General features: G+C 65.2%; 17 protein-coding genes. 11 read left to right on the top strand and 6 right to left on the bottom strand.

From position 1 onward, the window contains the following. Positions 1–38: 38 nt before the first annotated feature. The gene (locus S7S_RS08735) at positions 39–1184 is read left to right on the top strand and encodes an NAD(P)/FAD-dependent oxidoreductase (RefSeq protein ID WP_052269231.1); all 1146 of its coding nucleotides are present in this window, start codon (positions 39–41) and stop codon (positions 1182–1184) included. Here the strand turns inward: S7S_RS08735 and S7S_RS08740 are convergent. Continuing rightward, positions 1117–2181, bottom strand: coding sequence for an AraC family transcriptional regulator (locus S7S_RS08740; RefSeq protein ID WP_008737555.1), 1065 nt, complete (start codon positions 2179–2181; stop codon positions 1117–1119). The two genes, S7S_RS08735 and S7S_RS08740, sit on opposite strands and share 68 nt — an antisense overlap. A gap of 149 nt (positions 2182–2330) precedes the next feature. Continuing rightward, a complete protein-coding gene (locus S7S_RS08745; RefSeq protein ID WP_008737556.1) occupies positions 2331–2705 on the bottom strand; it encodes a hypothetical protein in 375 nt (124 codons plus the stop codon). Positions 2706–2890: 185 nt separating this feature from the next. Here S7S_RS08745 and S7S_RS08750 point away from each other — a divergent pair, with 185 nt between their 5' ends. From S7S_RS08750 to S7S_RS08765, 4 genes are all read left to right on the top strand, one after another. Then, entirely contained in the window at positions 2891–4438 is a 1548-nt protein-coding gene (locus S7S_RS08750; protein WP_008737557.1) for a carboxylesterase/lipase family protein, read from the top strand. A gap of 27 nt (positions 4439–4465) precedes the next feature. Next, entirely contained in the window at positions 4466–4783 is a 318-nt protein-coding gene (locus S7S_RS08755) for a BolA family protein (RefSeq protein ID WP_008737560.1), read from the top strand. A gap of 41 nt (positions 4784–4824) precedes the next feature. Next, positions 4825–5763 carry an oxygen-dependent tRNA uridine(34) hydroxylase TrhO gene (gene trhO, locus S7S_RS08760; protein WP_008737562.1) on the top strand — a complete coding sequence of 313 codons (939 nt, stop codon included), beginning with the start codon at positions 4825–4827 and terminating at the stop codon, positions 5761–5763. 102 nt (positions 5764–5865) lie between these two features. Next, on the top strand, positions 5866–7170 hold the full coding sequence (locus S7S_RS08765) for a nitrate regulatory protein (protein ID WP_008737564.1): 1305 nt from the start codon (positions 5866–5868) through the stop codon (positions 7168–7170). A 66-nt stretch (positions 7171–7236) separates the two neighbouring features. On the opposite strand, the gene S7S_RS08770 is transcribed toward S7S_RS08765, so the two are convergent. The 4 genes from S7S_RS08770 to S7S_RS08785 form a co-directional block, all read right to left on the bottom strand. Then, positions 7237–8976: a bifunctional protein-serine/threonine kinase/phosphatase gene (locus tag S7S_RS08770; RefSeq protein ID WP_035204849.1), complete on the bottom strand. Its 1740-nt coding sequence runs from the start codon at positions 8974–8976 to the stop codon at positions 7237–7239. A gap of 93 nt (positions 8977–9069) precedes the next feature. Continuing rightward, positions 9070–9882 (bottom strand): formate/nitrite transporter family protein, encoded by an 813-nt coding sequence (locus S7S_RS08775; RefSeq protein ID WP_008737570.1) that lies wholly within the window; start codon positions 9880–9882, stop codon positions 9070–9072. Between the two features lie 341 nt (positions 9883–10223). Continuing rightward, entirely contained in the window at positions 10224–11888 is a 1665-nt protein-coding gene (locus S7S_RS08780) for a bifunctional protein-serine/threonine kinase/phosphatase (protein WP_008737573.1), read from the bottom strand. Further along, positions 11888–13363 (bottom strand): NarK family nitrate/nitrite MFS transporter, encoded by a 1476-nt coding sequence (locus S7S_RS08785; protein WP_008737576.1) that lies wholly within the window; start codon positions 13361–13363, stop codon positions 11888–11890. The genes S7S_RS08780 and S7S_RS08785 overlap by 1 nt, the downstream gene beginning before the upstream one ends. Positions 13364–13975: 612 nt before the next feature. Between S7S_RS08785 and nirB the strand changes: the two genes are divergently transcribed. The 6 genes from nirB to S7S_RS08815 all read left to right on the top strand — a co-directional run bounded on the left by nirB (position 13976) and on the right by S7S_RS08815 (position 22907). Then, positions 13976–16522 carry a nitrite reductase large subunit NirB gene (gene nirB, locus S7S_RS08790; protein ID WP_008737578.1) on the top strand — a complete coding sequence of 849 codons (2547 nt, stop codon included), beginning with the start codon at positions 13976–13978 and terminating at the stop codon, positions 16520–16522. After that, positions 16519–16887, top strand: coding sequence for a nitrite reductase small subunit NirD (gene nirD / locus S7S_RS08795; RefSeq protein ID WP_008737579.1), 369 nt, complete (start codon positions 16519–16521; stop codon positions 16885–16887). Before nirB ends, nirD begins: the two co-directional genes overlap by 4 nt. A gap of 4 nt (positions 16888–16891) precedes the next feature. After that, a complete protein-coding gene (locus S7S_RS08800) occupies positions 16892–18106 on the top strand; it encodes an NAD(P)/FAD-dependent oxidoreductase (protein WP_008737582.1) in 1215 nt (404 codons plus the stop codon). After that, positions 18103–20787 carry a nitrate reductase gene (locus tag S7S_RS08805; RefSeq protein ID WP_008737584.1) on the top strand — a complete coding sequence of 895 codons (2685 nt, stop codon included), beginning with the start codon at positions 18103–18105 and terminating at the stop codon, positions 20785–20787. Before S7S_RS08800 ends, S7S_RS08805 begins: the two co-directional genes overlap by 4 nt. Continuing rightward, complete coding sequence (gene cobA / locus S7S_RS08810; RefSeq protein WP_008737585.1) at positions 20781–21623, top strand: uroporphyrinogen-III C-methyltransferase; 843 nt, start codon at positions 20781–20783, stop codon at positions 21621–21623. The genes S7S_RS08805 and cobA overlap by 7 nt, the downstream gene beginning before the upstream one ends. A gap of 75 nt (positions 21624–21698) precedes the next feature. Further along, complete coding sequence (locus S7S_RS08815) at positions 21699–22907, top strand: alginate export family protein (RefSeq protein WP_008737587.1); 1209 nt, start codon at positions 21699–21701, stop codon at positions 22905–22907. Positions 22908–23016: the final 109 nt, after the last annotated feature.

Raw genomic sequence — 23016 nt, forward strand, 5'->3', positions numbered from 1 at the left:
TGCAGACCTTCGTCGGCGGCAGGCAGGAGCAGGTGGGTATGGATGCAGAAGTGATGATTGTCGGCAGCGGGCCGGCCGGCACGGCCGCCGCGCTGGATCTGGTCCGCGCCGGGCGCGAGGTACTGTGGCTGGACCGGCCACCGGGCGCCCGCGCCAAGCCCTGTGCCGGCGGCCTGACGCCGAAAGCCGCCGCGCGCCTGCGGGCGGATGTGAGCCCGGTGGTGCGCGAGCGCACGCCGGTGATCCGCATGAGCTGGCGCGGGCACCGGGCCTCGGATTTTTGTGGCAGCGGTGACGTGTGCCTGCTGACACACCGTCCGGAACTGGATGCCTGGCATCGCGGGCTGGCCCTGGCGGCGGGGGCGGTGATCACGCCGGTCCGCCGGTTGCTGCGGGTGCGGCAGGACGGGCAGGGCGTGTCGCTGACGGCACTGGATGACCAGGACGGCGAACACACCTGGCGGGCACGCTGGCTGATCGCCGCCGACGGCGCCCACAGCCCGGTGCGCCGGCTGGTGCTGGGGCAGAGCGCGGTGCCGGTGGCCGTGGCCCTGGAAGGGCTGCTCGCCCGTGAGGAGTGCCGCCGCTGGCCGGGCATGCAGTTCGATTTTGGCGAAGTGGCGGGCGGTTATGGCTGGCTGTTTCCCAAGGGCGATCACATGAACGTCGGCCTGTACGGCTGGCATCCGGGCGTCACGCTGAGCCAGCCGTCGTTGCTGGCCTACGCGCGCCGCACGCTGGGCAGCGACGCACTGACCCACATCCAGGGCTATCCCATTGCCACCCACGGTGACCAGGTGCCGCTGAGCGCCGGCCGGGTGCTGTTTGCCGGGGATGCCGCCGGGCTGGCCGAGCCCTTGCTGGGCGAGGGCATCTACGGCGCGCTGCTCAGTGGCCAGCAGGCGGCCGTGGCGGCGTTGGGTGAAGACGCAGCAAGGGTCTATGAGCGGTTGATGGCGCGCTGGTGCCTGGAACTGCGGCATACCCGTCAGTTGACGCGTCTGTTCTACGGCACCTTGCCGCTGTCTTTCGGGGTGCTCACGCACCTGTTGAAAGCGCCGCTGATGGAAGGTGCGGCGGCGGGCCTGACGCTGGTGCAGAGCAAGCGGCGCTGGCTTACAGCCGCTGCTGTTCGCGCCAGCTCACCGGCGTACAGTCAAACCAGCGACGAAACGCGCGGTTGAACGCGCTCTGCTCGGAATACCCCAGGTCGGTGGCGATCTGGCTTACGGGCCGGTTGCTGTGCAGCAGCCAGTCGGTGGCCAGTGCGCGGCGCTCGTCATCCAGCAGGGTGGTGAAGTCCGCGCCTTCGGCGCGCAGGCGCCGGCGCAGGGTCCAGGGTTTCATGCCCAGCGCGGTGGCCACGCTGTCCAGTTGCGCGGCGCCGTCGAGCAGCTGGCGCTGGATCGCGGCGCGCACCTGGCCAATCAGGTTGTCGCGGGCCATGAAGCGGGTCAACACCTGTTGTACGCGGGTGCGCGAGATGCGGTGGACTTCCGGGTCGGCGTCGCGGATCGGCAGGTCCAGCACGCGGTCATCCAGCACGATGCTGTCGGTGGCGGCGCCGAAGGTGACCGGGCAGCGGAACACCCGCTCGTATTCCGCCGGATCGCCGGCGGGGTGATGCCGAAACGTGACCGACAGCGGGTCCACCACGGCGCCGGTGATCCAGCGGCCAAAGGTGATCGAGGCGGCAGAGAAGATTTCCATGCGCTGCGGGTCCAGGGCGGACGGCGGCCCCTGCAATTGCCAGATCAGGGTCAGCCGGCCCGGTTGGCGTTCCACCTCGGGCACCAGCAATTCGTGGGTGACCCGCTGGAAAGGCAATGCCAGGGCCATGGCATGCCGCAGCGTGGCGCTGGACATGGCGGCGTAGCCCAGCGCGCCGAGGAAGCGTGGCCGCACCTGGGCGCCCATGTGCAGGCCGAAACAGGGATCGTTGCTGCGCGTCAGTGCGGCCTGCAAGAGCGCCTGCTCGACATGCAGCGGCGCGCGGCTGTGCGGCGCGGCGAGTTGTTCGCGGGTGATCCCCTGGCGGGCCAGCTCGTCGTCCAGATCCACGCCGGCCTGGTGGGCGGCATCGAGCAGAAACTCCAGCCAGTGGCCGGCCACGGTCAGGCGCTCGGGGCGGATCGCCGGGGCCTTGCTGTGGGAACCGGAATGGACAGCGTCGGAATACATCGTGCACACCACCTGACATTGCAGCGGGTTGCGGGAGGCTCAAGTCAACGGCAGTGGTGCGGGGGAGTCAATGGCGTGTACAGGGCAGGGGTGAGCGATCTGGTCAGACCGCCACCGGGCCCCGTGGGGCCCGGCACGGACAGCGCGGTTCAGGCAGCGCCAGTGGCTTTCTCGATCTTGCGGACCTTGCGGGTCAGGCTGTTCAGTTTCTTGTCCAGCGCGGCGATGTCATCCTGGGTCGGCAGGCCGAACAGGCTGGCGGTACGCTGGCGCAGGCTGGTCAGCAGGTCCTGTGCCTCGGTGGCTTTCTTCTGCGCGGCTTTCTGCGCCTTGGCGCGTTCCTGTTGCAGTGATTCGCCGGTTTTTACCAGCTCGTTGAACAGTTCGGTGCCACGGTCGGTGACCCGGGTGACGACGCCACGGACGGCCTTGCGCGCCTGCGCCAGTGCGTCCTTCAGTTCTTCGCGGGCACGCTCTACACGGGCGTTGATCTGGTCAAGGCTTTCCTTGTTGGTCTCAGGCATTATTGCGCTCCTTTGGCATGTGCTTGTGTCAGGCGTCCGTCGCCGGTGCCATCTGGCAGGCGCCGGGTGATCGGGCCCGCAAACGGGGGCAGTCTAACGGGCCCTGGACCGGCGTCCGGGCACCGTTGTCCGACAATTAAACACCTATCAGATTTCGGGGACCGATGGTCCCGAGAGGGCAGAGCATGACAGCAGTGCAACTCGACAGCGGCCGAATCACCGGCTTGCGCCGTGACGACGGCGTGACCGAATACCGTGGCATTCCGTTTGCCGCCCCGCCGGTGGGGGCGCTGCGCTTCCGCGCGCCACAACCGGTGCCCGGCTGGGGCGGAGAGCGTGCCTGCGACCGCACGGCGCTGCCGGCCTGGCAGGAAAAGAACCCGGTCATGGGCGTGGAGGCCATCGGTGATGATTGCCTGGCACTGAATGTCTGGGTGCCGGAGGGCGATGGCCCGTTCCCGGTGATGGTGTGGCTGCACGGCGGCGGTTATGTGGCCGGCTCGCCCTCGCAATTGCTGTATCACGGCGCGCGGCTGGCGGCGAGCCAGCGGGTGATCGTGGTCAATGCGGCCTATCGTCTGGGTGTCTGGGGCTATGGCTGGTTCCGCGATATCGCGCCGTCGCTGGAGAGTGACAGCAACCTTGGCCTGCGCGATCAGGTAGCGGCACTGGAGTGGGTGCAGCGCAACGCCGGGGCCTTCGGCGGCGACCCGTCGCAGGTGACGGTATTCGGTGAATCCGCCGGTGGCTTCTCCGTGGCGACGCTGCTGGCCACGCCGGCCGCAGACGGTCTGTTTCAGCGCGCGATTGTGCAGTCCGGTGCCGCAGACATGGTGCTGATGCCCGCCGAAGCGGCCCGCGTAACAGCGCTGATGTGCGAGGCGCTGCCGGGCGACGGAGACATGGCCGAACGCCTGCTGGCCGCTGAACCCCGCGCCATTGTGCGGGCCCAGCGCGCGGCGCTGAAAACCGCCGTGCAGCGTGGCCTGCGCGACACCACGCCACAGTACGGCATGGTGTTCATGCCGGTGGTGGACGGCGACCTGTTGCCCCGCAGCCCGATCGAGGCGATTGCCGCAGGCTGCGCGCGCGACCGGGCGTTGCTGGCCGGCACCTGCCGGGACGAATACCACCTGTTCCAGTACGCCGCGCCGTTCAACGGCGGGCAGACCATCGACGCGCTGCGCGCACTGGACGACGACGCCATCCTCAGCCGTTTCCGCCGCGCGCTGCCACAGCATGGCGAGCGTGCGTTTGAAATCTACCGCGAGGCGGTGACGCCAGACCCCGCTCGCAGTCACCTGGACTGGTTCAGCAGCATGGAATCCGACCGCCTGTTCCGCGTGCCGACCCAGCGCCTGCTGGATGCGCACCACGCCGCAGGCGGCGAAGCCTGGGGCTACGAATTCACCTGGGAGGTCAGCATTTTCGGCGTGCCGCTCGGCGCCTGCCATGTGGTGGATGTGCCGTTCGTGTTCGGGATCACCGATACCCCGGTGGGGGAATTGTTCACCGGCGGCGGCGAGGAAGCCGCCGCGCTGTCGCAGCGCGTACAGCAGTGCTGGGGCAACTTTGCCCGGGGCGGCTCGCCGGGCTGGGATGCCTGGGGCGAGGCTGGTGAAGCCCATCACTTTGGCCGTGAGGCGGGCAGCGGCCCGTTGCTGGACCCGGCCCGCGCCGCGTTGTGGGCGGATATCATCCCGACACCTGCAACCGGCGGCGATGGCGCGTAGAATAGGCGCCCGCTGACGGAGGCCACTATGAGCAGTATTGCCACATTGATCGAGCGCAAGGTGCGCGACGGGTTGCCCGTGGCACACTTGTCGCTGGAAAACGAAAGCCACATGCACAGTGGACCGGCTACCGAGTCACACTTCCGCATGGTGGTCGTGTCCGGCGCCTTCGAGGGCCTGCGGCTGGTGCAGCGTCACCAGCGCATCTATGCCCTGGTCGCCGAGGAGCTGGCCGGGCCGGTGCATGCGCTGGCGCTGCATACCTTTACCCCGGCGGAGTGGGCCGAGCGGGGGGAGCAGGCCGAGGCGTCGCCGAATTGTCGCGGCGGCAGCCAGGCCGGCTGAGTGATTGCATTGTCCGTAAGTGAAGCAGAGATCATTGCACCATGAACCAGATTGTCGTTGCCGCGCTGTACAAGTTTGTCCGCCTGACGGAGGTGGAATCCCTGCAGGCGCCATTACTGGAAACGATGCAGCGGCTGGACGTGCGCGGCACCCTGTTGCTGGCCGATGAAGGCATCAACGGCACTGTCTCCGGCACCCGGCAGGCGGTGGATGCGTTGCTGGACTGGCTGCGCGCGGACGCACGGTTTGCCGATCTGGAGCACAAGGAATCCCTGCACGCCGCGCATCCGTTTCTGCGTACCAAGGTGAAGCTGAAACGGGAAATCGTCACCATGGGCGTGGAAGGGATCGACCCGCGTCATGTGGTCGGCACCTATGTGCAGCCGGAAGACTGGAACGCGCTGATCAGCGATCCGGACGTGCTGCTGATCGACACCCGCAATGATTACGAATACGAAGTCGGCACCTTCAAGGGCGCAGTGAATCCGCACACCACCAGTTTTCGTGAGTTTCCGGATTATGTGCGCGAAAACCTGGACCCGTCCCGGCACCGCAAGGTGGCCATGTTCTGCACCGGCGGCATCCGTTGTGAAAAATCCACCGCGTTTCTGAAAGAGCAGGGTTTTGAGGAGGTGTATCACCTCAAGGGCGGTATTCTCAAATACCTCGAAGAAGTGCCGAAGGACGCGTCGCTGTGGCAAGGCGAGTGTTTTGTGTTCGACGAGCGCGTCACCGTCGACCACGACCTGCAACCGGGCCATTACGACCAGTGCCACGCCTGCCGCCGTCCGATCTCCGACGAGGAGAAGGCATCACCGCAGTACCAGCCGGGCGTATCCTGCCCGAAATGCTTTGACAGCCTGACCGACGAGCAGAAAGCACGCTTCGCGGAACGGCAGAAGCAGATCGAGCTGGCCCGCCGTCGCGGCCTGCGCCATCGTGGTGCGGACCCGCGCCAGCCCCGCCCACTGAGTGACTGATCCCGCACGTCATCGCTGTGTTTTGCCGGCACCATCATGGTGCCGGCGCTGGCTTGTTCCTTGCATGATTCCGGGCATACACCGCTCAGAGGATGCCAGGACATGCACAGGATTCCCCCGGGGGACCGCCATCGGCCGCCCAGTGCCACGGATTTTCTGATCGCATCGCGACAAAGCGAAATGCTCAGCCTGGAAGCGTTTCTGGGCATGGGGCGCCTGGTCGTGGCGATCAGCAATCTGGTCCACGCCCTGCAACGCGAACGGGGTGCCTCGAACCTGTATCTTGGCGCCCACGGACGTCGCCACGCTGACCGGCTGCTGGCGCTCAGCGCCGACGTGGATGCACAGCAGGCCCGCTTCGATGCGGCCCTGGCAACACTGGATCACGCCGGCGGCATGATCGGCGCCAGCCGCCTGTTCAGCCGGTTGGCGTATTGCGTACATACCCTGTCGGAACTGCCCCAGGTGCGAGAGCAGGTGCGCGCGCAGAAACTGACGCCGGAAGAAGCCGTGCGCTGCTACAGCGAACTGGTGCGCGGGTTGCTGGCGGTGGTCTTCGAAGCCGCAGAGAACGCCGCAGACCCGGCCATTTCGCGCACCCTGGTGGCGATGTTCAATTTCATGCAGGGCAAGGAACTGGCCGGGCAGGAGCGTGCTGCCGGGTGTGCCGGGTTTGCGCGGGGCGAACTGGACAATGTGCTCAGCGAACGGCTGCTGCATCTGCTCGAAGCGCAGGAGCGCTGCTTCCAGATATTCGAAAGTTTTGCCGATGAACAGGCGCTGGCGTTGTGGCGTGGCGTGCAGGGCGCCCCCGCCGTAGCGGAACTGGAACGGCTGCGCCGGCTGGCGTGCACGGCGGCGCAGCGTGATCAGTCCCGGGTGGATGAATCACTCAGTGATCGCTGGTTCGAATTGACGACCGAGCGCATCGACGCAATGAAAAGCGTTGAGGATTATCTTGAATCACGCCTGCACAGCCAGTGCGCTGGCAAGCTGGCGGAAGCCCGTGACGGGCTGGCCCGCCATCAGTCACTGATTGAATCCGTGCTGGCGGAGGAAGCGGAGCCGAGGGATTCCTACATCGTCTTTTGCGGCACACAGGGCGCGACCGGTGAGCCGGACAGTTACCACAGCGAAGGCGTCAGCCCGCGGCTGGGCCGCTCGATTATCGAGCTGGTGCAGTTGCAATCGCAGCGTTTGCAGGCCATGTATGATGAACTGAACGCGGCGCGCACGGCACTGGAGGAACGCAAGCTGATGGAGCGGGCGAAAGTCCTGCTGATGAAACACCGCAAGCTGACCGAGGAACAGGCGTACCGCCTGCTGCGGCAGATGGCGATGAACCAGAGCCGGCGGCTGGTGGATGTGGCGCGCGCAGTGGTCAGCATGCAGGACGTGTGGGAATAAGGTCTTTGGGGATCACACTGGCCGTAATGAGCTCGGGTGGCTTTGGGTTGTGATCCAGTTGCCCACCTAACCCGGATGCCACACCAGCACCGTTGCCAGCACCAGCGCCAACACCAACGACAGTAATTGCCAGAACCGCAGCGGGTTGCGTTCCAGCAGCGGGGCGGCGGTGCCGGCGTGCAGGGCGGGATTGGGATGCTCCAGATCAAACAGGAATTCCGACAGCGCCGCATAACGCTGGTTGGGATCGGGGTGCACCGCCTTGCGCAGCGGGCCATCGAGCCAGGGTGGCAGGTCCTGGCGATACTGCGTCAGCGGGCGGTAGCGCAGCCGATGCTGCCGACCACTGAGACTGGCAGCGGCGACCGCCGTGCCATAAGGGAGCTGGCCGGTGAGTAGCTGGTAGGCCATGACGCCGAGCGAAAACAGGTCGGAACCCTCGTGGCTGTCGTGGCCACGAAAACATTCCGGGGCAGTGTAGGGGGCCGTACCGAGCAGGCTGTCGCGCAGGGCGTGCGGTAGCTGGTCCTGCAGGCCGGCGATACGGGTGGCACCGAAATCGATCAGTGTCACGGTGCCGCTGCGGTCGATCAGAATATTGTCCGGGCGCAGGTCCTGGTGAAACATTTCCAGCCGGTGAAACGCACGCAGGCCGCTGGCGATCTGCCGGACGATATCGCGCACGCTGCTCAGCGCCGCTGCGGGGTGATCATGCAGCCACTGGCGCAATGTCTGCCCGTCGATATATTCGGTTACCGTGTAGCAGTAGCGGCGCGGCCGTGTCGGCGGCACGGCACGCAGTACATGGGGATGATCCAGACGGCGGGCGATCCATTCCTCCATGACAAAGCGTTGCAGCCAGGCCGGATCATCGCGTGCCTCGGTGGACGGCACCTTGATGACCACCGTCTGCTGGTGAGCGTCATCCCGCGCCAGGTACACCTGGCTGCGGTGCCCCTGGTGCAGTTCGCGCAGTATCGAATAGCCTTCGAATGCCGTGCGCGGTGCCAGCGCGGGCGGGCAGGGCAATGCCCTGGCCTGGCCAAGTTGTGTCTCCGCATCGTGGGGCGGCAGCGTTTCGACGCGCAGCAGTTGTACGGTCACGTTGTCGTCGCTGCCGTGTGCCAGTGCCTGATCGGCGATGTGCTTCGCGGTGTCATCCAGCGCTGTGGCTGTACGCAGCAGTTCAGTTATTTCGGCATGTCCGAGGTATTCGTACACACCGTCGGTCACCAACAGAAACAGATCGCCTGCCGCCAGTGTGCAATGCAGGTAATCCAGTTCCAGATGGGGCTGGATGCCCAGCGCCCGGCTCAGGTAATGCTGCTCGCGCGACACCCAGAGCCGGTGATCGGTGGTGAGTTGCTCCAGCTCGCCATCGCGCCAGCGGTAAATGCGTGAATCGCCGGCATGAAACACACTGGCCTGGCTGCCGCGCAGCACGAGCGCGCTGAGCGTGCAGACGTAGCCCCGGTCCATGTCGTAGCGGAACTGGCTCTGGCGTGTCTGCGCATACAGCCACGCGTTAATCGCCATCAGTACGCGCGACGCGGACTGCTTGACTGACCAGGTGTCCGGCGTACTGAAATAATCCGACAGGAAACCCCGCACGGCACAGTCGCTGGCAATGTGGCTGACGCTGCTGCTGCCAATGCCATCTGCGAGCGCCACGGCGATACCCTTGGTGCTGCGCAGCGGTTCGTCGGGCAGGAACAGGCCGTGGCAATCCTGGTTGGCCGGCTTGCGTCCCTTGTCACTGTACTGGCCGAAGGAAACGGACAACCCGCTCATGCTTGCCTCGCTCATGCGCGCCTCGGTAAGGGGGGTGCCACCGGCCTGACCCGCGTGGGCTCGGGGCAGGCCGATGGGCTTGGTGAACCGTGGAATGTATCGCGTGCTTCAGCGCAATACGCGGGCCGCGCCGGTGCGCAGGTGGGTGGTGTAGAGCGTCAGGCCGGTCAGCGACAGGCCGCCGACCAGATTGCCAAGCACCACCGGGATTTCGTTCCAGATCAGATAATCCATGACGGAAAAATCACCGCCCATGATCAGCGCGGAGGGGAACAGAAACATGTTCACCACTGAATGCTCAAAGGCCATGGCGAAGAACAGCATGATCGGCATCCACATGGCGATCACCTTGCCGCCCACCGTGGTCGAGATCATCGCGCCCACCACACCCAACGACACCATCCAGTTGCACAGTACGCCGCGAATGAAAATGGTCAGCATGCCGGCGGCGCCGTATTCCTTGTAACCCAGGGTCCGGTCTTCGCCGATATGGGAAATCACCTGGCCTACCTGATTGGGTTCGGTGGAGAAACCGTAGGTAAAGACAATGGCCATCATCAGGGCGACGGTGAGTGCGCCGAGAAAATTGCCGGTAAAGACGACGCCCCAATGGCGCAGGATGACACCGGGTGTCACGCCGGGGCGCTTGTCGAACAGTGCCAGCGGTGTCAGTACGAATACGCCGGTGAGCAGGTCGAAACCCATCAGGTAAAGGATGCAGAAGCCGACCGGGAACAGCATCGCGCCGAGGATCGGAAACCCGGTCTGCACCGAGACAGTCACGGCAAAGACCGCAGCCAGGGCGAGAATGGCACCGGCCATGTAGGCGCGGATCAAGGCGTCGCGGGTGGCCATGTAGAGTTTGGATTCACCGGCGTCCACCATTTTCGAAACAAATTCCGACGGGACCAGATAAGACATAGCGATTCTCTGCTTTCCAGTGTAGAGACACGTGGCCGTTTCCGGCGCACAAAAAAAAAGCGCCCACCCGCTGCCCGGCCAGATGGCCGATGAAGCGTGTGGGCGCCATTGCCCTGTGTTACCGCGACGGCCTGAAAAAGAGCCGCCCTGCGATCAGTGCATGCCCGCCATTGGGCATGTCCCTGTCGCTGTGTTGCCTCTGCAGTGATGCAGGAAGTATGCCAGAGGTTCTGTTCGTGCTGCGGTCAGCAAATATGCGCTGTGCTGCATGACAAAGCGGAAAAATCCCCGCCTTGTTTTGGTGCGCGTGCATTCCGGTGGGGCGGTGCCGGGTGTTTTTTTCACCCGTGCAGGGCCAGGCTTGTGATCAGCAGCACCAGCAGAATCATGCAGCCGGCCTGCCACCAGCGCAGCGTGTTGCGTTCAGAATGGAGAATGACCGCCGGTTGTGTGGCCGGGCTGCGCAACGCCGCGCGGAACTCGGCAGCATCGGCATAGGGCGTGGCCTCGGGATGCAGTGCGCGGTGCAGGACGTTGTTCAGCCAGGCTGGCACAAACGCATTGTGTTGCTGCAGGCGCAGTGTCGGCCTGTCCGGTTCCGGCAGCGTGGTGGTCAGCATTTCGTGAATGATCACCGCCACCGCATACAGGTCCCCCTGTTCATCCGGTCTGGCGCCAGCACGGATATGCGGTGCGCTATAGTGACGGGTGCCGAGTGGCAGGGCGGGCGGTGGCTGCTCCAGTCCACGGCAATGGCAACTGCCGAAGTCGATCAGTTTCACCAGCCCGTTGCGGTCCACCATGATGTTGTCGGGTTTCAGGTCGCCATGCATGACGTCGGCACGGTGCAGGGCGCGCACGCCGTTGAGCAACTGATCCGCGAGATACAGTTTTTCTTCCACGGCGGCATCCGGGTGTTCACGCAGCCATTGGCGCAGGGTGACGCCGTCGATGTATTCCAGCCGCTGGTACAGGCAGCTTTGCGCTGCCACGCCGGCCAGGGGCTTCAGCAGGTGGGCACTGCGCAGGCGCGCCGCGATCCAGCCTTCCAGGGCAAAGCGGGCCAGGGCCGCGGCATCGTCTTCCAGGTTCACCGAAGGCGCCTTGAGTGCACTGAGCTGGCCGTCGCTGTCACGCACCAGATACAGGTGGCTGCGCGCGCTGGCATACAGTTCGCGCACCACGGTCAGGCCATCAATACGCATGCCTGCAATCATCGGCGGCGGCAGGGGCAGCCCGCGCAATGAGGCCAGTGCGTCGTCGGCGCTCGCCTCCGGCAGGGTCAGCACTTCCAGAACCTGACAACTGACGTTGTCGCGGCTGCCGTGCTGAAGAGCGCGCTGCACCAGTTGTTCGGCGGCGGCCTGTGGCGTTTCCGATGCGGACAGAGTGGCCGCTATTATGGTGGCGGACAGCACATCGTGGATGCCGTCGCTGGTAAGCAGAAAGACGTCGCCCTGTTGCAGCGCGCAGTGGCGATAATCCACGTCCAGGCGCGTGTCGGCGCCCATGGCGCGGGTCAGCAGGCGCCGCCCGCCGGCCTGGCGGCTGTGATCTTCGGTGAGACATTCCAGTTGCTGTCCGCGCAGCCGCCAGATACGCGAATCACCGACCTGGAACAGATGCGCCACGCGCGAGCGCAGGATCAGTACCGACAGCGTACACAGATGATCCTCGCCGGCCAGCGTGCGGCGGCACAGCCAGCGGTTGAGGGCTTCCAGCACCCGCTGCGCCGAACGCGGCACACTCCAGAGCGGTGACGTGGCGTAATAGTCATGGATAAAACCGAGCACGGCGGCCTCGGCCGCTTCGCGGCCGGCGCCAGCGGAGCTGAGGCCATCGGCCAGCGCGGCAACCAGCCCCTTGGTGCGCAACGGCTCACCAAAGGGCAGGCGCAGCGCCAGCGCATCCTGATTATCCGCTTTGACGCCCGCTTCGCTGTACTGGCCCACACGCACATGCAGCGTCGCTTGGCCCACGTCAGGCGTGGCCGGCATGCTCGTCATCAGTTCACCTCGATCAGTTGCACCTGGCCGTGTTCATCCACCTCGGCGATGTGGCCGCGCGGTTCATCCAGCCATTGCACCGTGGCCAGGGTCACGGCGGCACAGCCTGCGATGACCAGGAAAAAAACCGAAGCATCGACGAACGTCAGCACGGTGAGAAAACAGACCGCACCGGCATTGCCATAGGCGCCCACCATGCCGGCGATCTGCCCGGTCAGGCGGCGCTTGATCAGTGGCACGGTGGCAAACACCGCGCCTTCGCCCGCCTGCACGAAGAACGAACAAAGCATGGTCGCCATCACGGCCAGGGCCAGTGGCCAGCCGCTGCCGATCTGGCTCATCAGGCCATAGCCGAGCACCAGACCGGCCAGCAGCAGCGCCAGCGAGCGTTTGCGGCCAAAGCGGTCGGACAGCCAGCCACCGCCGGGGCGGGCGACCAGATTCATGAAGGCAAAACCGGACGCGAGCAGGCCGGCGGTGACGGCGGTCAGGTCAAAGGTGTCGATAAAGAACAGCGGCAGCATGGACACCACGGCCAGTTCGGAACCAAACGTCACCATATAGGCCAGGTCAAGAATCGCCACTTGCCGGAAGCGATAGCGGTCGTGTTCGGGCACGCCCTGGCGCAGCCGGGCATGATTGACGCGCCAGATTTGCCAGAGTTGCACGATGGCCAGGCTGAGGATGACGGCGACCAGCGCCAGTTGTGCGTTCAGGCCATACAGGCCGAGCTGGCCCGGTCCCAGACGCCAGACGATCACCAGCAGCGCCCCGTACAGCGGTACACACATGGCCAGATAGAAAAACAGATCGCGGCGGCTGCTGACTTCCAGTGCCGAGGCTTTTTTCGGACGGAAATAGGATGCGCCGGCGGGCGTGTTGCGCGCCCGCCAGAGAAAGACAAGACCGTACACGCAGGACAGCACGCCGGTACAGGCCACAGCCCCGCGCCAGCCGTTGTCGCCGCCGAACAGGAGCGCCAGCGTCGGCAGGCTCATGGCCGCCGCCGCTGAACCGAAATTGCCCCAGCCGCCGTACACGCCTTCCGCAAGCCCCACTTCCCTGGCCGGGAACCATTCGCTGATCAGGCGGATACCGACCACAAAGCCGGCGCCGACAAAACCGAGCAGCAGCCGCGTGACGGCCAGTTGTTCATAGGTAGTGGCCAGCGCGAATGCCCAGCAGGGCAGTGCGGCGATGATCAGCAACCAGCCAAACACCCGCCGTGGACCGAAGCGGTCCACCAGTGAGCCAATGACGACGCGGGCGGGAATGGTCAGCGCCACGTTGAGAATCAGCAGCGCCTTGACCTGGTCGCTGGTGAGATCAAACACCTCGCGGATATCGCCCATCAGCGGGGCATGGGAAAACCACACCACAAAGCTGACAAAGAACGCCATCCAGCTCAGGTGCAACAGGCGTATGCGGGGTTCGGACAGGTTCAGCAGATTGAGTCGCGCGTGCTGTGCAGCCATGAGGTCTCCGTACTCGCGAATAGCGGGGACCGGGCCCACCCGTCCGGGTGTCGTGCATGCCACGGCGCCGGACCTGCCCGGCGGAAAAACCGGGTGGGTGGGCGCCGTTGCCCGTGTTACAGGTGGCGCGCGGCATCATTGCCGCGCGCTGTCCGCAGGGCAGGATGCAGGATGCATACCAGCAAGCGGACACCTGATGTTCTGCGGTCATGGGCCGGTTTGTTCGTCGCCGGCGCTGCGCTGGCGTGCATGCTTGTGGTGCGCGATGCACAAGCGTGATGCAGGGAAATTCCACGCGCAGCCGAGTCGTGATGCTGCACGATGGCGAAAGACGGCTGTGAGGGCGCTCTGGCGCTGGTCGGCGCCCATGCCGGAAAGCTGGCACAACTCTTGCTGAGACTCTTGCCGAGACAGTCCGGTGCATAACACGCCCGGCTCAATGGCGAGCCTGGGTGTATGCATCGCAAAACATGATGAATGAATGAGCAAAGGCGCTCACGGTCCGGTCACCCCCGGGCAGTGAGCGCTTTTTTTTGTGCCTCTTTTCCATACTTCGCTGGCCTGTGTGCCGGCAGGGCGGAGAGGCCGGACAGGTGAAGGAGCGTTGCGTTCATGAGCAGACCTGAACTGGTGATTATCGGCAACGGCATGGTCGGGCAGCACCTGCTGGAAGAGCTGGTTGCCCGCGAACATGGCTATCACATTACGGTGTTCTGTGAAGAACCCCGGCCAGCCTATGACCGGGTGCAGCTCAGCAGTTGGTTCAGTGGCGCCACCACCGAAGACCTGGCGCTGACCAGCACGGCTTTTTTCGAGCAGCACGGGATCAGGTTGCGCCTGGGTGAACGGGTGGAGCGGATCGACCGCGAGGCACGCGTGGTACTGAGCAGCAACGGCGACCGGGTGGCGTATGACAGGCTGGTGCTGGCCACTGGCTCTTATCCGTTCGTACCGCCCATTCCAGGCAACGACCAGCCGCATTGTCTGGTGTACCGCACCATCGAGGACCTTGAAGCCATTCGCGACAGCGCCGCCGTATCGAAACGCGGCGTGGTCATCGGTGGTGGCCTGCTGGGCCTGGAAGCGGCGCGTGCCCTGAACGGGCTGGGGCTGGAAACCCATGTAGTGGAATTCGCGCCGCAATTGATGGCGGTACAACTGGATGAAAACGGCGGCCGCCTGTTGCGCGGCAAGATCGAGGCGCTGGGTGTGCGGGTGCATACCGGCAAGGCCACATCGGCGATTGTCAGCGGCGAAAGTAGCCGTTACCGGCTGGCATTCGCCGACGGTGAATCGCTGGAGACGGATCTGGTGCTATTTTCCGCCGGTATCCGTCCTGCGGATGCGCTGGCGCGCGACGCCGGGCTTGAACTCGGCGAGCGCGGCGGTGTGGTGATCAATGACGCCTGCCAGACCTCGGACCCGGACATTTTTGCCATCGGCGAAGTGGCGCTGTGGCAGGGACGGATCTTTGGCCTGGTGGCGCCCGGTTATGACATGGCCCGTGCCTGCGCCGCACGCCTGCTGGGTGATGACACGCGGTGCTTTACCGGCGCGGACATGAGCACCAAGCTGAAATTGCTGGGCGTGGATGTGGGTTCCATTGGCGATGCGCACGGGCGCACACCGGGCAGCCTGAGCTGTGTATTCGAGGACGGCGCCAGCGGCGTCTACAAGAAACTGGTGCTCGACCCGCAGGGCAAGCGACTGCTGGGCGCGGTGCTGGTGGGGGACGTGGCCGACTACGGCATGCTGCTGCAGTTCTGCCTCAACGACATGCCGTTGCCACCGCAACCGGTGTCGCTGATTCTGCCGGACGCTGGTGGCAAGCCCGCGCTCGGTGTCGATGCCCTGCCGGACAGTGCGCAAATCTGCTCGTGCAATAACGTCTCGAAAGGGCAGTTGTGTTCGGCCATCAGTGCCGGCTGTACCACCGTGGGCGCCTTGAAAAGTGAAACCCGTGCCTCGGCGAGTTGCGGTGGCTGCGCGGCGCTGGTCAAGCAGGTGCTGGATGCAGAGCTGGTGCGCCAGGGCATCGAGGTGAATAACCACCTTTGCGAGCATTTTGCCTACAGCCGCCAGGAGCTTTACCACCTGGTACGCGTGCACGAGGTGCGCACCTTTACGGATCTGCTGGCCCGCTTTGGCCAGGGCAAAGGCTGTGAGATCTGCAAGCCGACCGTGGCGTCCATCCTGGCGTCCTGCTGGAACGACTATGTGCTGCGACCGGAACACACAGGGTTGCAGGACACCAACGATGCCTTCCTCGCCAACCTGCAAAAGGACGGCACCTATTCCGTGGTGCCGCGCGTGCCCGGTGGCGAGATCACCCCGGACAAGCTGCTGGTGATCGGCGACGTCGCGAAAAAATACGACCTCTACACGAAAATCACCGGCGGCCAGCGCATCGATCTGTTTGGCGCACGGGTGGAACAGCTGCCGCTGATCTGGGGCGAACTGGTGGACGCCGGTTTTGAATCCGGGCATGCCTACGGCAAGTCACTGCGCACGGTGAAATCCTGTGTCGGCAGCAGCTGGTGCCGGTACGGAGTGCAGGATTCCGTTGGCATGGCGATCTATGTCGAGGAGCGCTATCGCGGCCTGCGTTCGCCACACAAACTGAAAATGGCGGTGTCCGGCTGCACCCGCGAATGCGCCGAGGCGCAGAGCAAGGACGTCGGCATCATCGCCACGGAAAAAGGCTGGAATCTGTATATCTGCGGCAACGGCGGCATGCGTCCCCGGCATGCGGAACTGTTCGCCAGTGACCTGGATGACGCCACGCTGATCCGCTACATCGATCGCTTCCTGATGTTCTACATCCGCACCGCAGACCGGCTGCAACGCACCTCGGTATGGCGCGACAACCTCGAAGGCGGGCTGGCCTATCTGCAGGACGTGATCATTCATGACTCGCTGGGCCTGGGCGAGGAGCTGGAAATGCAGATGCAGGCGGTGGTCGATACCTACGCCTGCGAATGGAAACGCACGCTGGAAGACGAACAGGCGCTGAAACGCTTCCGCTCGTTCGTGAACGATGAATCGGCGGATGAACATATCGTCTATGTGCGTGAGCGGGGCCAGAAACGTCCTGCCACCGCTGCGGAGCGTCTCGCCGTCAATGCAATGGAAACGCCTGCCAAGGGAGAGCCGGCATGAACAGCAAAGTGCACCTCGACAACATGAATTCCGCCGGCTGGCAGGATGTCTGCGCAACCGACGACGTCATGCCGGGCACGGGCGTGGCTGCCCGCATCCAGGGTATCCAGGTGGCGCTGTTTCATACCGAGGACGGCTTCTTTGCCATCGCCAACCATGATCCGTTCAGCGACGCCAATGTGCTCTCGCGCGGCATTCTCGGAGATATAAGCGGCAAACTGGTGGTGGCCTCGCCGGTCTACAAACAACACTTTTGCCTGCACACCGGCATTTGTCTGGAAGACATGACGGTGGCGTTGCCGACCTGGCCGGTGACGGTGCGGGACGGACGCGTGCTGGTGTCCCATCAGGCACGGCTGGTGTGAGCGCATGAACACACAACGGCCACATCTGGTGGTGGTGGGCAACGGCATGGCGGCCACCCGTCTGCTGGAGGAATTGCTGGCGCTGGCGCCGACGCGGTATCAGATCACCGTGTTCAGCGCGGAACAGGCGCCGGGCTACAACCGCGTGTTGCTGTCGCCGGTGCTGGGTGGTGAAAAAGACGAGAGCAGTATCGTTACCCATGATGAAGCGTGGTATCGCGACCGGGGCATCCATCTGGTCGCCGGTGACCCGGTGTGCGCGATCGATCGCCGTCGCCGTCAAGTTACCAGCCGTTCGGGGTTGTGCGTGCCGTATCACCGGCTGGTGCTGGCCACCGGATCACTGCCACGGCGTCTGCAATGCGCCGGGGCCGACGCACAGGGCATTACCACTTTCCGTGATCTGCGCGACACCCGTGCGCTGATTCAGGCGAGCACGCGCAGCCGTGCAGCGGTGGTGATCGGCGGGGGCTTCCTCGGTATCGAAGCCGCCGAAGCGTTGCACCGGCGTGGCGTGGCGGTGACCTTGCTGCACACGGGCGCGTGGTTGCTGAACCGTCAGCTGGACCGTGAAGCCGGCAACTTGCTGCACGATGAACTGCAACGCCGCGGGGTGCAGGTCTGCTTGCAATCCCGCACGGCATCGTTCGAGGAGGACCATCGGCGGCAGGTGCGTGCGGTGCGTCTTCAGGACGGTCACCGACTGAAGGCCGACCTGGTGGTGCAGGCCATCGGCATCACGCCGGATACACGGCTTGCCCGTGCCGCCGGCCTGCATTGCGAGCAGGGCGTACTCACCGACGACACCCTGCAGACGTATGATCCGGCGATCTATGCCGTGGGCGAATGCGTGCAGCATCGGCAGCGTACCTTTGGCCTGGTCGCGCCGCTGTACGAACAGGCCCGCGTGTGCGCTGCGCATCTGGCCGAGCAGGGCCACCGGCGCTATTGCTACCGGGACAGCGCGACGCGATTGAAAGTCAGTGGCGTGGCGATGTTCTCCGCCGGTGATATTCAGGGCGACAGCGATCTGTACTGGCGTGATGCAAGCGCCCGTGTTTACCGCCGGCTGTGGTTGCAGGGCGACCGGCTGCGTGGCGTGGTGCTGTATGGCGATACCAGCGGCGCGGCCTGGTTTGAGCAACGCCTGGGTGAGGACGTGTCTGGCTGCCGCGACAGCCTGCTGTTTGGTGACCGCTTGCCGGAGCAGGCGGCATGACGGCCATTCCGGTGCTCGGTGCACAGCGCGACACGACCTGTCCCTATTGTGGCGTCGGCTGCGGCGTCAGCATGCACCGTGAGGAGGACGGCTGGCGTGCCACGGGGCTGGCGCAGCATCCCGCCAATTTTGGCCGTCTGTGCGTGAAAGGCAGCGCACTGGGTGAAACGCTTGGCCTGCAGGAGCGGCTGCTGTCGCCGGAGATTGACGGCTGCCGTGTGGACTGGGATCGGGCGCTGGACACGGTCGCGGCCCGCCTGCGGGAAGCGATGCAGACGCATGGACCGGAATCCGTGGCGTTCTATGTCTCCGGCCAGTTGCTCACCGAGGATTACTACGTCGCCAATAAACTGATGAAAGGGTTTATCGGCGCGGCGAACATCGACACCAACTCGCGCCTGTGCATGTCCAGTGCCGTGGCCGCGCACAAGAAAATCTTTGGCGCCGATGCCGTGCCCGGTTGCTACCAGGACCTGGCGCTGGCCGACCTGGTGATCCTCACCGGCTCGAACATGGCCTGGACACATCCGGTGGTGTACCAGCGGCTGGTAGCCGCGAAGCAGGCGCGCCCCGCCATGAAAGTGGTGGTCATTGATCCGCGCGAAACGGCCACCTGCGACCTGGCCGATCTGCATCTGCCGCTGGCCGCCGGTACCGACGGTTTCCTGTTTACGGGCCTGCTTGCCTGGTGCGCGCGGCAAGGGCTGCTGGACCAGGCCTACATTGATGCGCACACGCGCGGTTTCGCAGAGTGTCTGGCTGCGGCGGCGCAGGCCTGTCCTGATCTGGCCAGCACTGCACAGCAGTGCGGATTGCCACTGGAAACACTGCGCACTTTCTTCGCATGGTTCGCTGAGTCGCCACGCACGGTGACGGTTTTTTCCCAGGGCATCAACCAGTCCGATACCGGTGTCGACAAGGCGTGCGCCATTATTCATTGCCATCTGGCCACCGGCCGCATTGGCAAACCCGGTGCCGCACCGTTTTCGATTACCGGCCAGCCGAATGCCATGGGCGGCCGCGAAGTGGGCGGGCTGGCAAACCAGTTGGCGGCGCACATGGGCTTCGAGGCGTGCGCACGGGTCGCGCGTTTCTGGCGCACCGACCGCATCGCCCGCAGCCCCGGATTCAAGGCAGTGGACCTGTTCCGTGCCGTGGGCGAGGGGCGTATCAAAGTGGTGTGGATCATGGCCACCAATCCGGTCGTGTCCATGCCGGAGGCGGACCTGGTGCGCGCCGCACTGGCGCATTGCCCGACGGTCATCGTGTCCGATTGCGTGGCCGATACCGACACGCTGCGGCTGGCGCATATCCGGCTGCCGGCGGCGGCGTGGGGCGAAAAGGACGGCACGGTGACCAATTCCGAGCGGCGTATTTCACGCCAGCGGCCGTTCCTGCCGTTGCCTGGCGAAGCAAGGCCGGACTGGTGGATCATCAGTGAAGTGGCGCGGCGAATGGGCTTCGAAGCGGCCTTCCCGTACCAGTCGCCGGCACAGATCTTTCGTGAACACGCGGCCTTGTCCGGCTATGAAAACGATGGCCGCCGCGCGTTCGACATCAGCGCGCTGGCGCAACTGACCGACCAGCAGTACGAACAGCTTTTACCTGTCCAGTGGCCGCTCAGCGGTAAAGGTCCGTTCAGGCCCGGTGCGTCTGGCACCGAGCGCCTGTTTGCTGACGGCCACTTTTTTTCTCCCGATGGCCGCGCGCACTGTACGCCGGTGACACCGCGCCGGCCCATGGCGCGTACTACCGCCGAATGGCCGCTGCTGCTGAACAGTGGCCGCCTGCGCGACCAGTGGCACACCATGACGCGCACGGGCCGGGCTGCCCGTCTGCTCAGCCACGTCAGCGAACCTTACATCGCGGTGCATCCCGCAGACCTGGCAACGGCCGGTGTGGATGACGGTGAACTGGTGCAGGTGGAAAGCCCGCTCGGGCAATGCCTGGTCGCCGCGCGTGCCAGCAATGAACAGACGCCGGGTGAAGTGTTCATGCCGATTCACTGGAACGACTGTTTTGCCAGCGCGGCCCGCGTTGATGCGCTGGTGGCGGCGATCTGCGATGAGGAATCCGGCCAGCCGGCGTTCAAGCAAACGCCGGTGCGGCTGCAGCGCTATGCCGCCCGGTGGCAGGCGCGTGTGATCACGGCAGAGCCGGTCCAGACACCCGACAGCCAGTATTACTGGTGCCGTGTGCCCGATGGTGCGCTGGTGCGCTGGCGCATGGCCGGCAGCCGTGCCGTCACGCTCGACTGGCTGAAAGCCCGTTGCCCGACCATCACCGACTGGGCCGAGATGGTGGACGCTGCGCGCGGGCATTTTCGTCTGCTGGGATATCGCCATGGCCGGCCCGTGTGTTTCGCCGCGCTGGCCCCGTCACTGGTCACGCTGGATGAAGACTGGCTGGTGCAGCAATTGCGTGCGTCAGCGCCGGCCGATGCACTGCAACTGATGGCGGGGCAACCCGGTGGGGCGCGTGACACCAGCCCTGTGGTCTGCAGCTGTCACCAGGTGCGTGAAGCGGCACTGGAAGACGCGGTGCGAAACGGTTGCCACGATGTGGCGGCACTGGGGCAATGCACACGCGCCGGCACCGGTTGCGGTTCCTGCCTGCCGGAAATCAAGACACTGCTGGCGCGCGTGCGCACCGGGACGCCTGAGGAGATCGCCCAATGTTGAGTCTGTTTGCACCCTGGGATCGGGGCATTGATGCATCGCGTCCGCGCTGGTTCGCGCGCTGGCGCAGCGCGGCACGCCAGGGACAGGTGTGGCTGGTCGGCGCCGGCCCCGGTGATCCGGAACTGATCACAGTACGTGCCCTGCGCTTGTTGCAACAGGCGGACGTAGTGGTCTACGACCGGCTGGTGGCGCCGGCGTTGCTGGCGCACTGCCGGCGCGGTGTGCGCCGCCTTTATGTCGGCAAGCGCAGCGGCGCACACAGTGTGCCGCAGCAGGAGATCAATGCGTTGCTGGTGCGCGAAGCGCAGGCCGGCCGTCGCGTGGTACGGCTCAAGGGCGGTGACCCGTTTGTGTTCGGCCGCGGGGGCGAGGAAATGCTGGCGCTGCGCGCAGCGGGCGTGCCGGTGTCGGTGGTGCCCGGCATCAGCGCCGCGCACGGTTGTGCCGCCGCCACCGGCATGCCTTTGACGCATCGTGATCTGGCCGATGGCGTCACCTTCATCACCGCCCACCGCCGCGACGGTGCGGCCGACACCGACTGGGCGGCGCTGGCCGCCCAACCGTCGCGCACGCTGGTGTGCTACATGGGCCTGAGTGAACTGGCGCGGATCAGCCAGCAACTGATACAGCATGGTTTGCCGGCGTCGACGCCAGCGGCGTTGATTTGCCATGGCACCACGGCGGCGCAGCGCGCGGTACGCTGCCGTCTCGACACACTGGCCGACACCGCACAGCAGGCGGCCATGGCGTCACCCTGCCTGCTGATTATCGGGCAGGTAGTGGCGCTGGGTGACCCGACACAACTGTGCGCCATCGAGCAGATGGCCACGGCATAACGACAAGTGGTTCGCGCCGGTCAGCACGGCGCTTTTTTGGACAGGGCATGTCAATTCATCACAGGGGGAGTCGTCATGTCCAACTATTTACTGTGTGCGCTGGTTGTCGCGCTGTCGCTGTTTTCTGCTCCGCAAAACACGCTCGCGTCACCGCTGGACGCACTGGCCGGGGGGAAGCTGTCGCTGGGTTGGCGCTATCGCCTCGAACAGGTACGGCAGCCTGATGCCTTTGACCAGGATGCGGTGGCCAACACATTGCGCACCCGGCTTGGCTACCGCTCCGGCGAATGGGCAGGCTGGCGCTTGCAGGCGGAGTTCGATCAGGTTGCCTGGCTGTTCGATGACCGTTTCAACAGCACCCGCAACGGCCAGAGTACCTTCCCGACGGTGGCTGATCCGAAGGGCGCTGATCTCAACCAGTTTGCGTTGCATTGGCAACCGGATGAACAGCTGGCGCTGACGCTCGGGCGGCAGCGGCTGCAACTGGATAACCAGCGCTTTGTCGGCGCGGTGGGCTGGCGCCAGAACGAACAGACATTCGATGCGGTGAGCCTGCGTTACCGGATGCCGGCGGCACTCACCTGGCACTACGCCTGGCTGGGGCACATCCGGCGCGTGTTCGGCCCGGAAGAGGGCGCGCCACCTGCCGTACTCGACAGCAACAGCCATCTGCTGAATGCGCGCCTGCTGGCCGGGCCGGTGACGCTGGTCGGCTATGGTTATGCGCTGGCCTTCGACAATGCACCGGCGCTGTCGAGCCTGACCGCCGGCCTGCGGGCGCAGGCCTCCCCGGTGTCGGGCGACTGGCGTTTTCCGCTGACAGCGGAGGCGGCGCGCCAGCGCGATCACGACGACAACCCGCAACGCTACCGCGCCGATTACCTGCTGCTGGAAGCGGGTGCCGGCTGGCGCGGCTATCTGTTGACGCTTGGCCAGGAGCGGCTGGGCGCCGACCGGGATGCCGGTGTGGCGTTGCAGACCCCGCTGGCGACCTTGCACGCGTTTCAGGGCTTCACCGATGTGTTCCTGACGACGCCACCGGCGGGCCTGGTGGATCAGTATGTGCGCGTTGCAGTGCCCACCGGGGCGGTGCAGTGGACGCTCGGCGCGCACCGCTTTGAGGCGGCCACGGGCGACGCGGCGTATGGCCGCGAGTGGAATCTGTCCGCCGGCTGGCAGGCGCGTGACTGGCTGCATCTGCTGGTGAAGGCGGCTGACTACCAGGCGCGTGAATTTTCCGTCGATACGCGCAAATTATGGCTGCAGGCCACGCTGAATTTCTGATCGCTGCGTACGGCGTCATGGCTTTGTAAATTCGTCGGCAGCCGTCGCTGAATGTGGCGCAGCATTTGCAGTGCTTCAGGTCATGCTGGCCAATGACGGCCGCAGGAAA

Source organism: Isoalcanivorax pacificus W11-5 (genome assembly GCF_000299335.2).
GTDB classification, from domain to species: Bacteria; Pseudomonadota; Gammaproteobacteria; order Pseudomonadales; family Alcanivoracaceae; genus Isoalcanivorax; species Isoalcanivorax pacificus.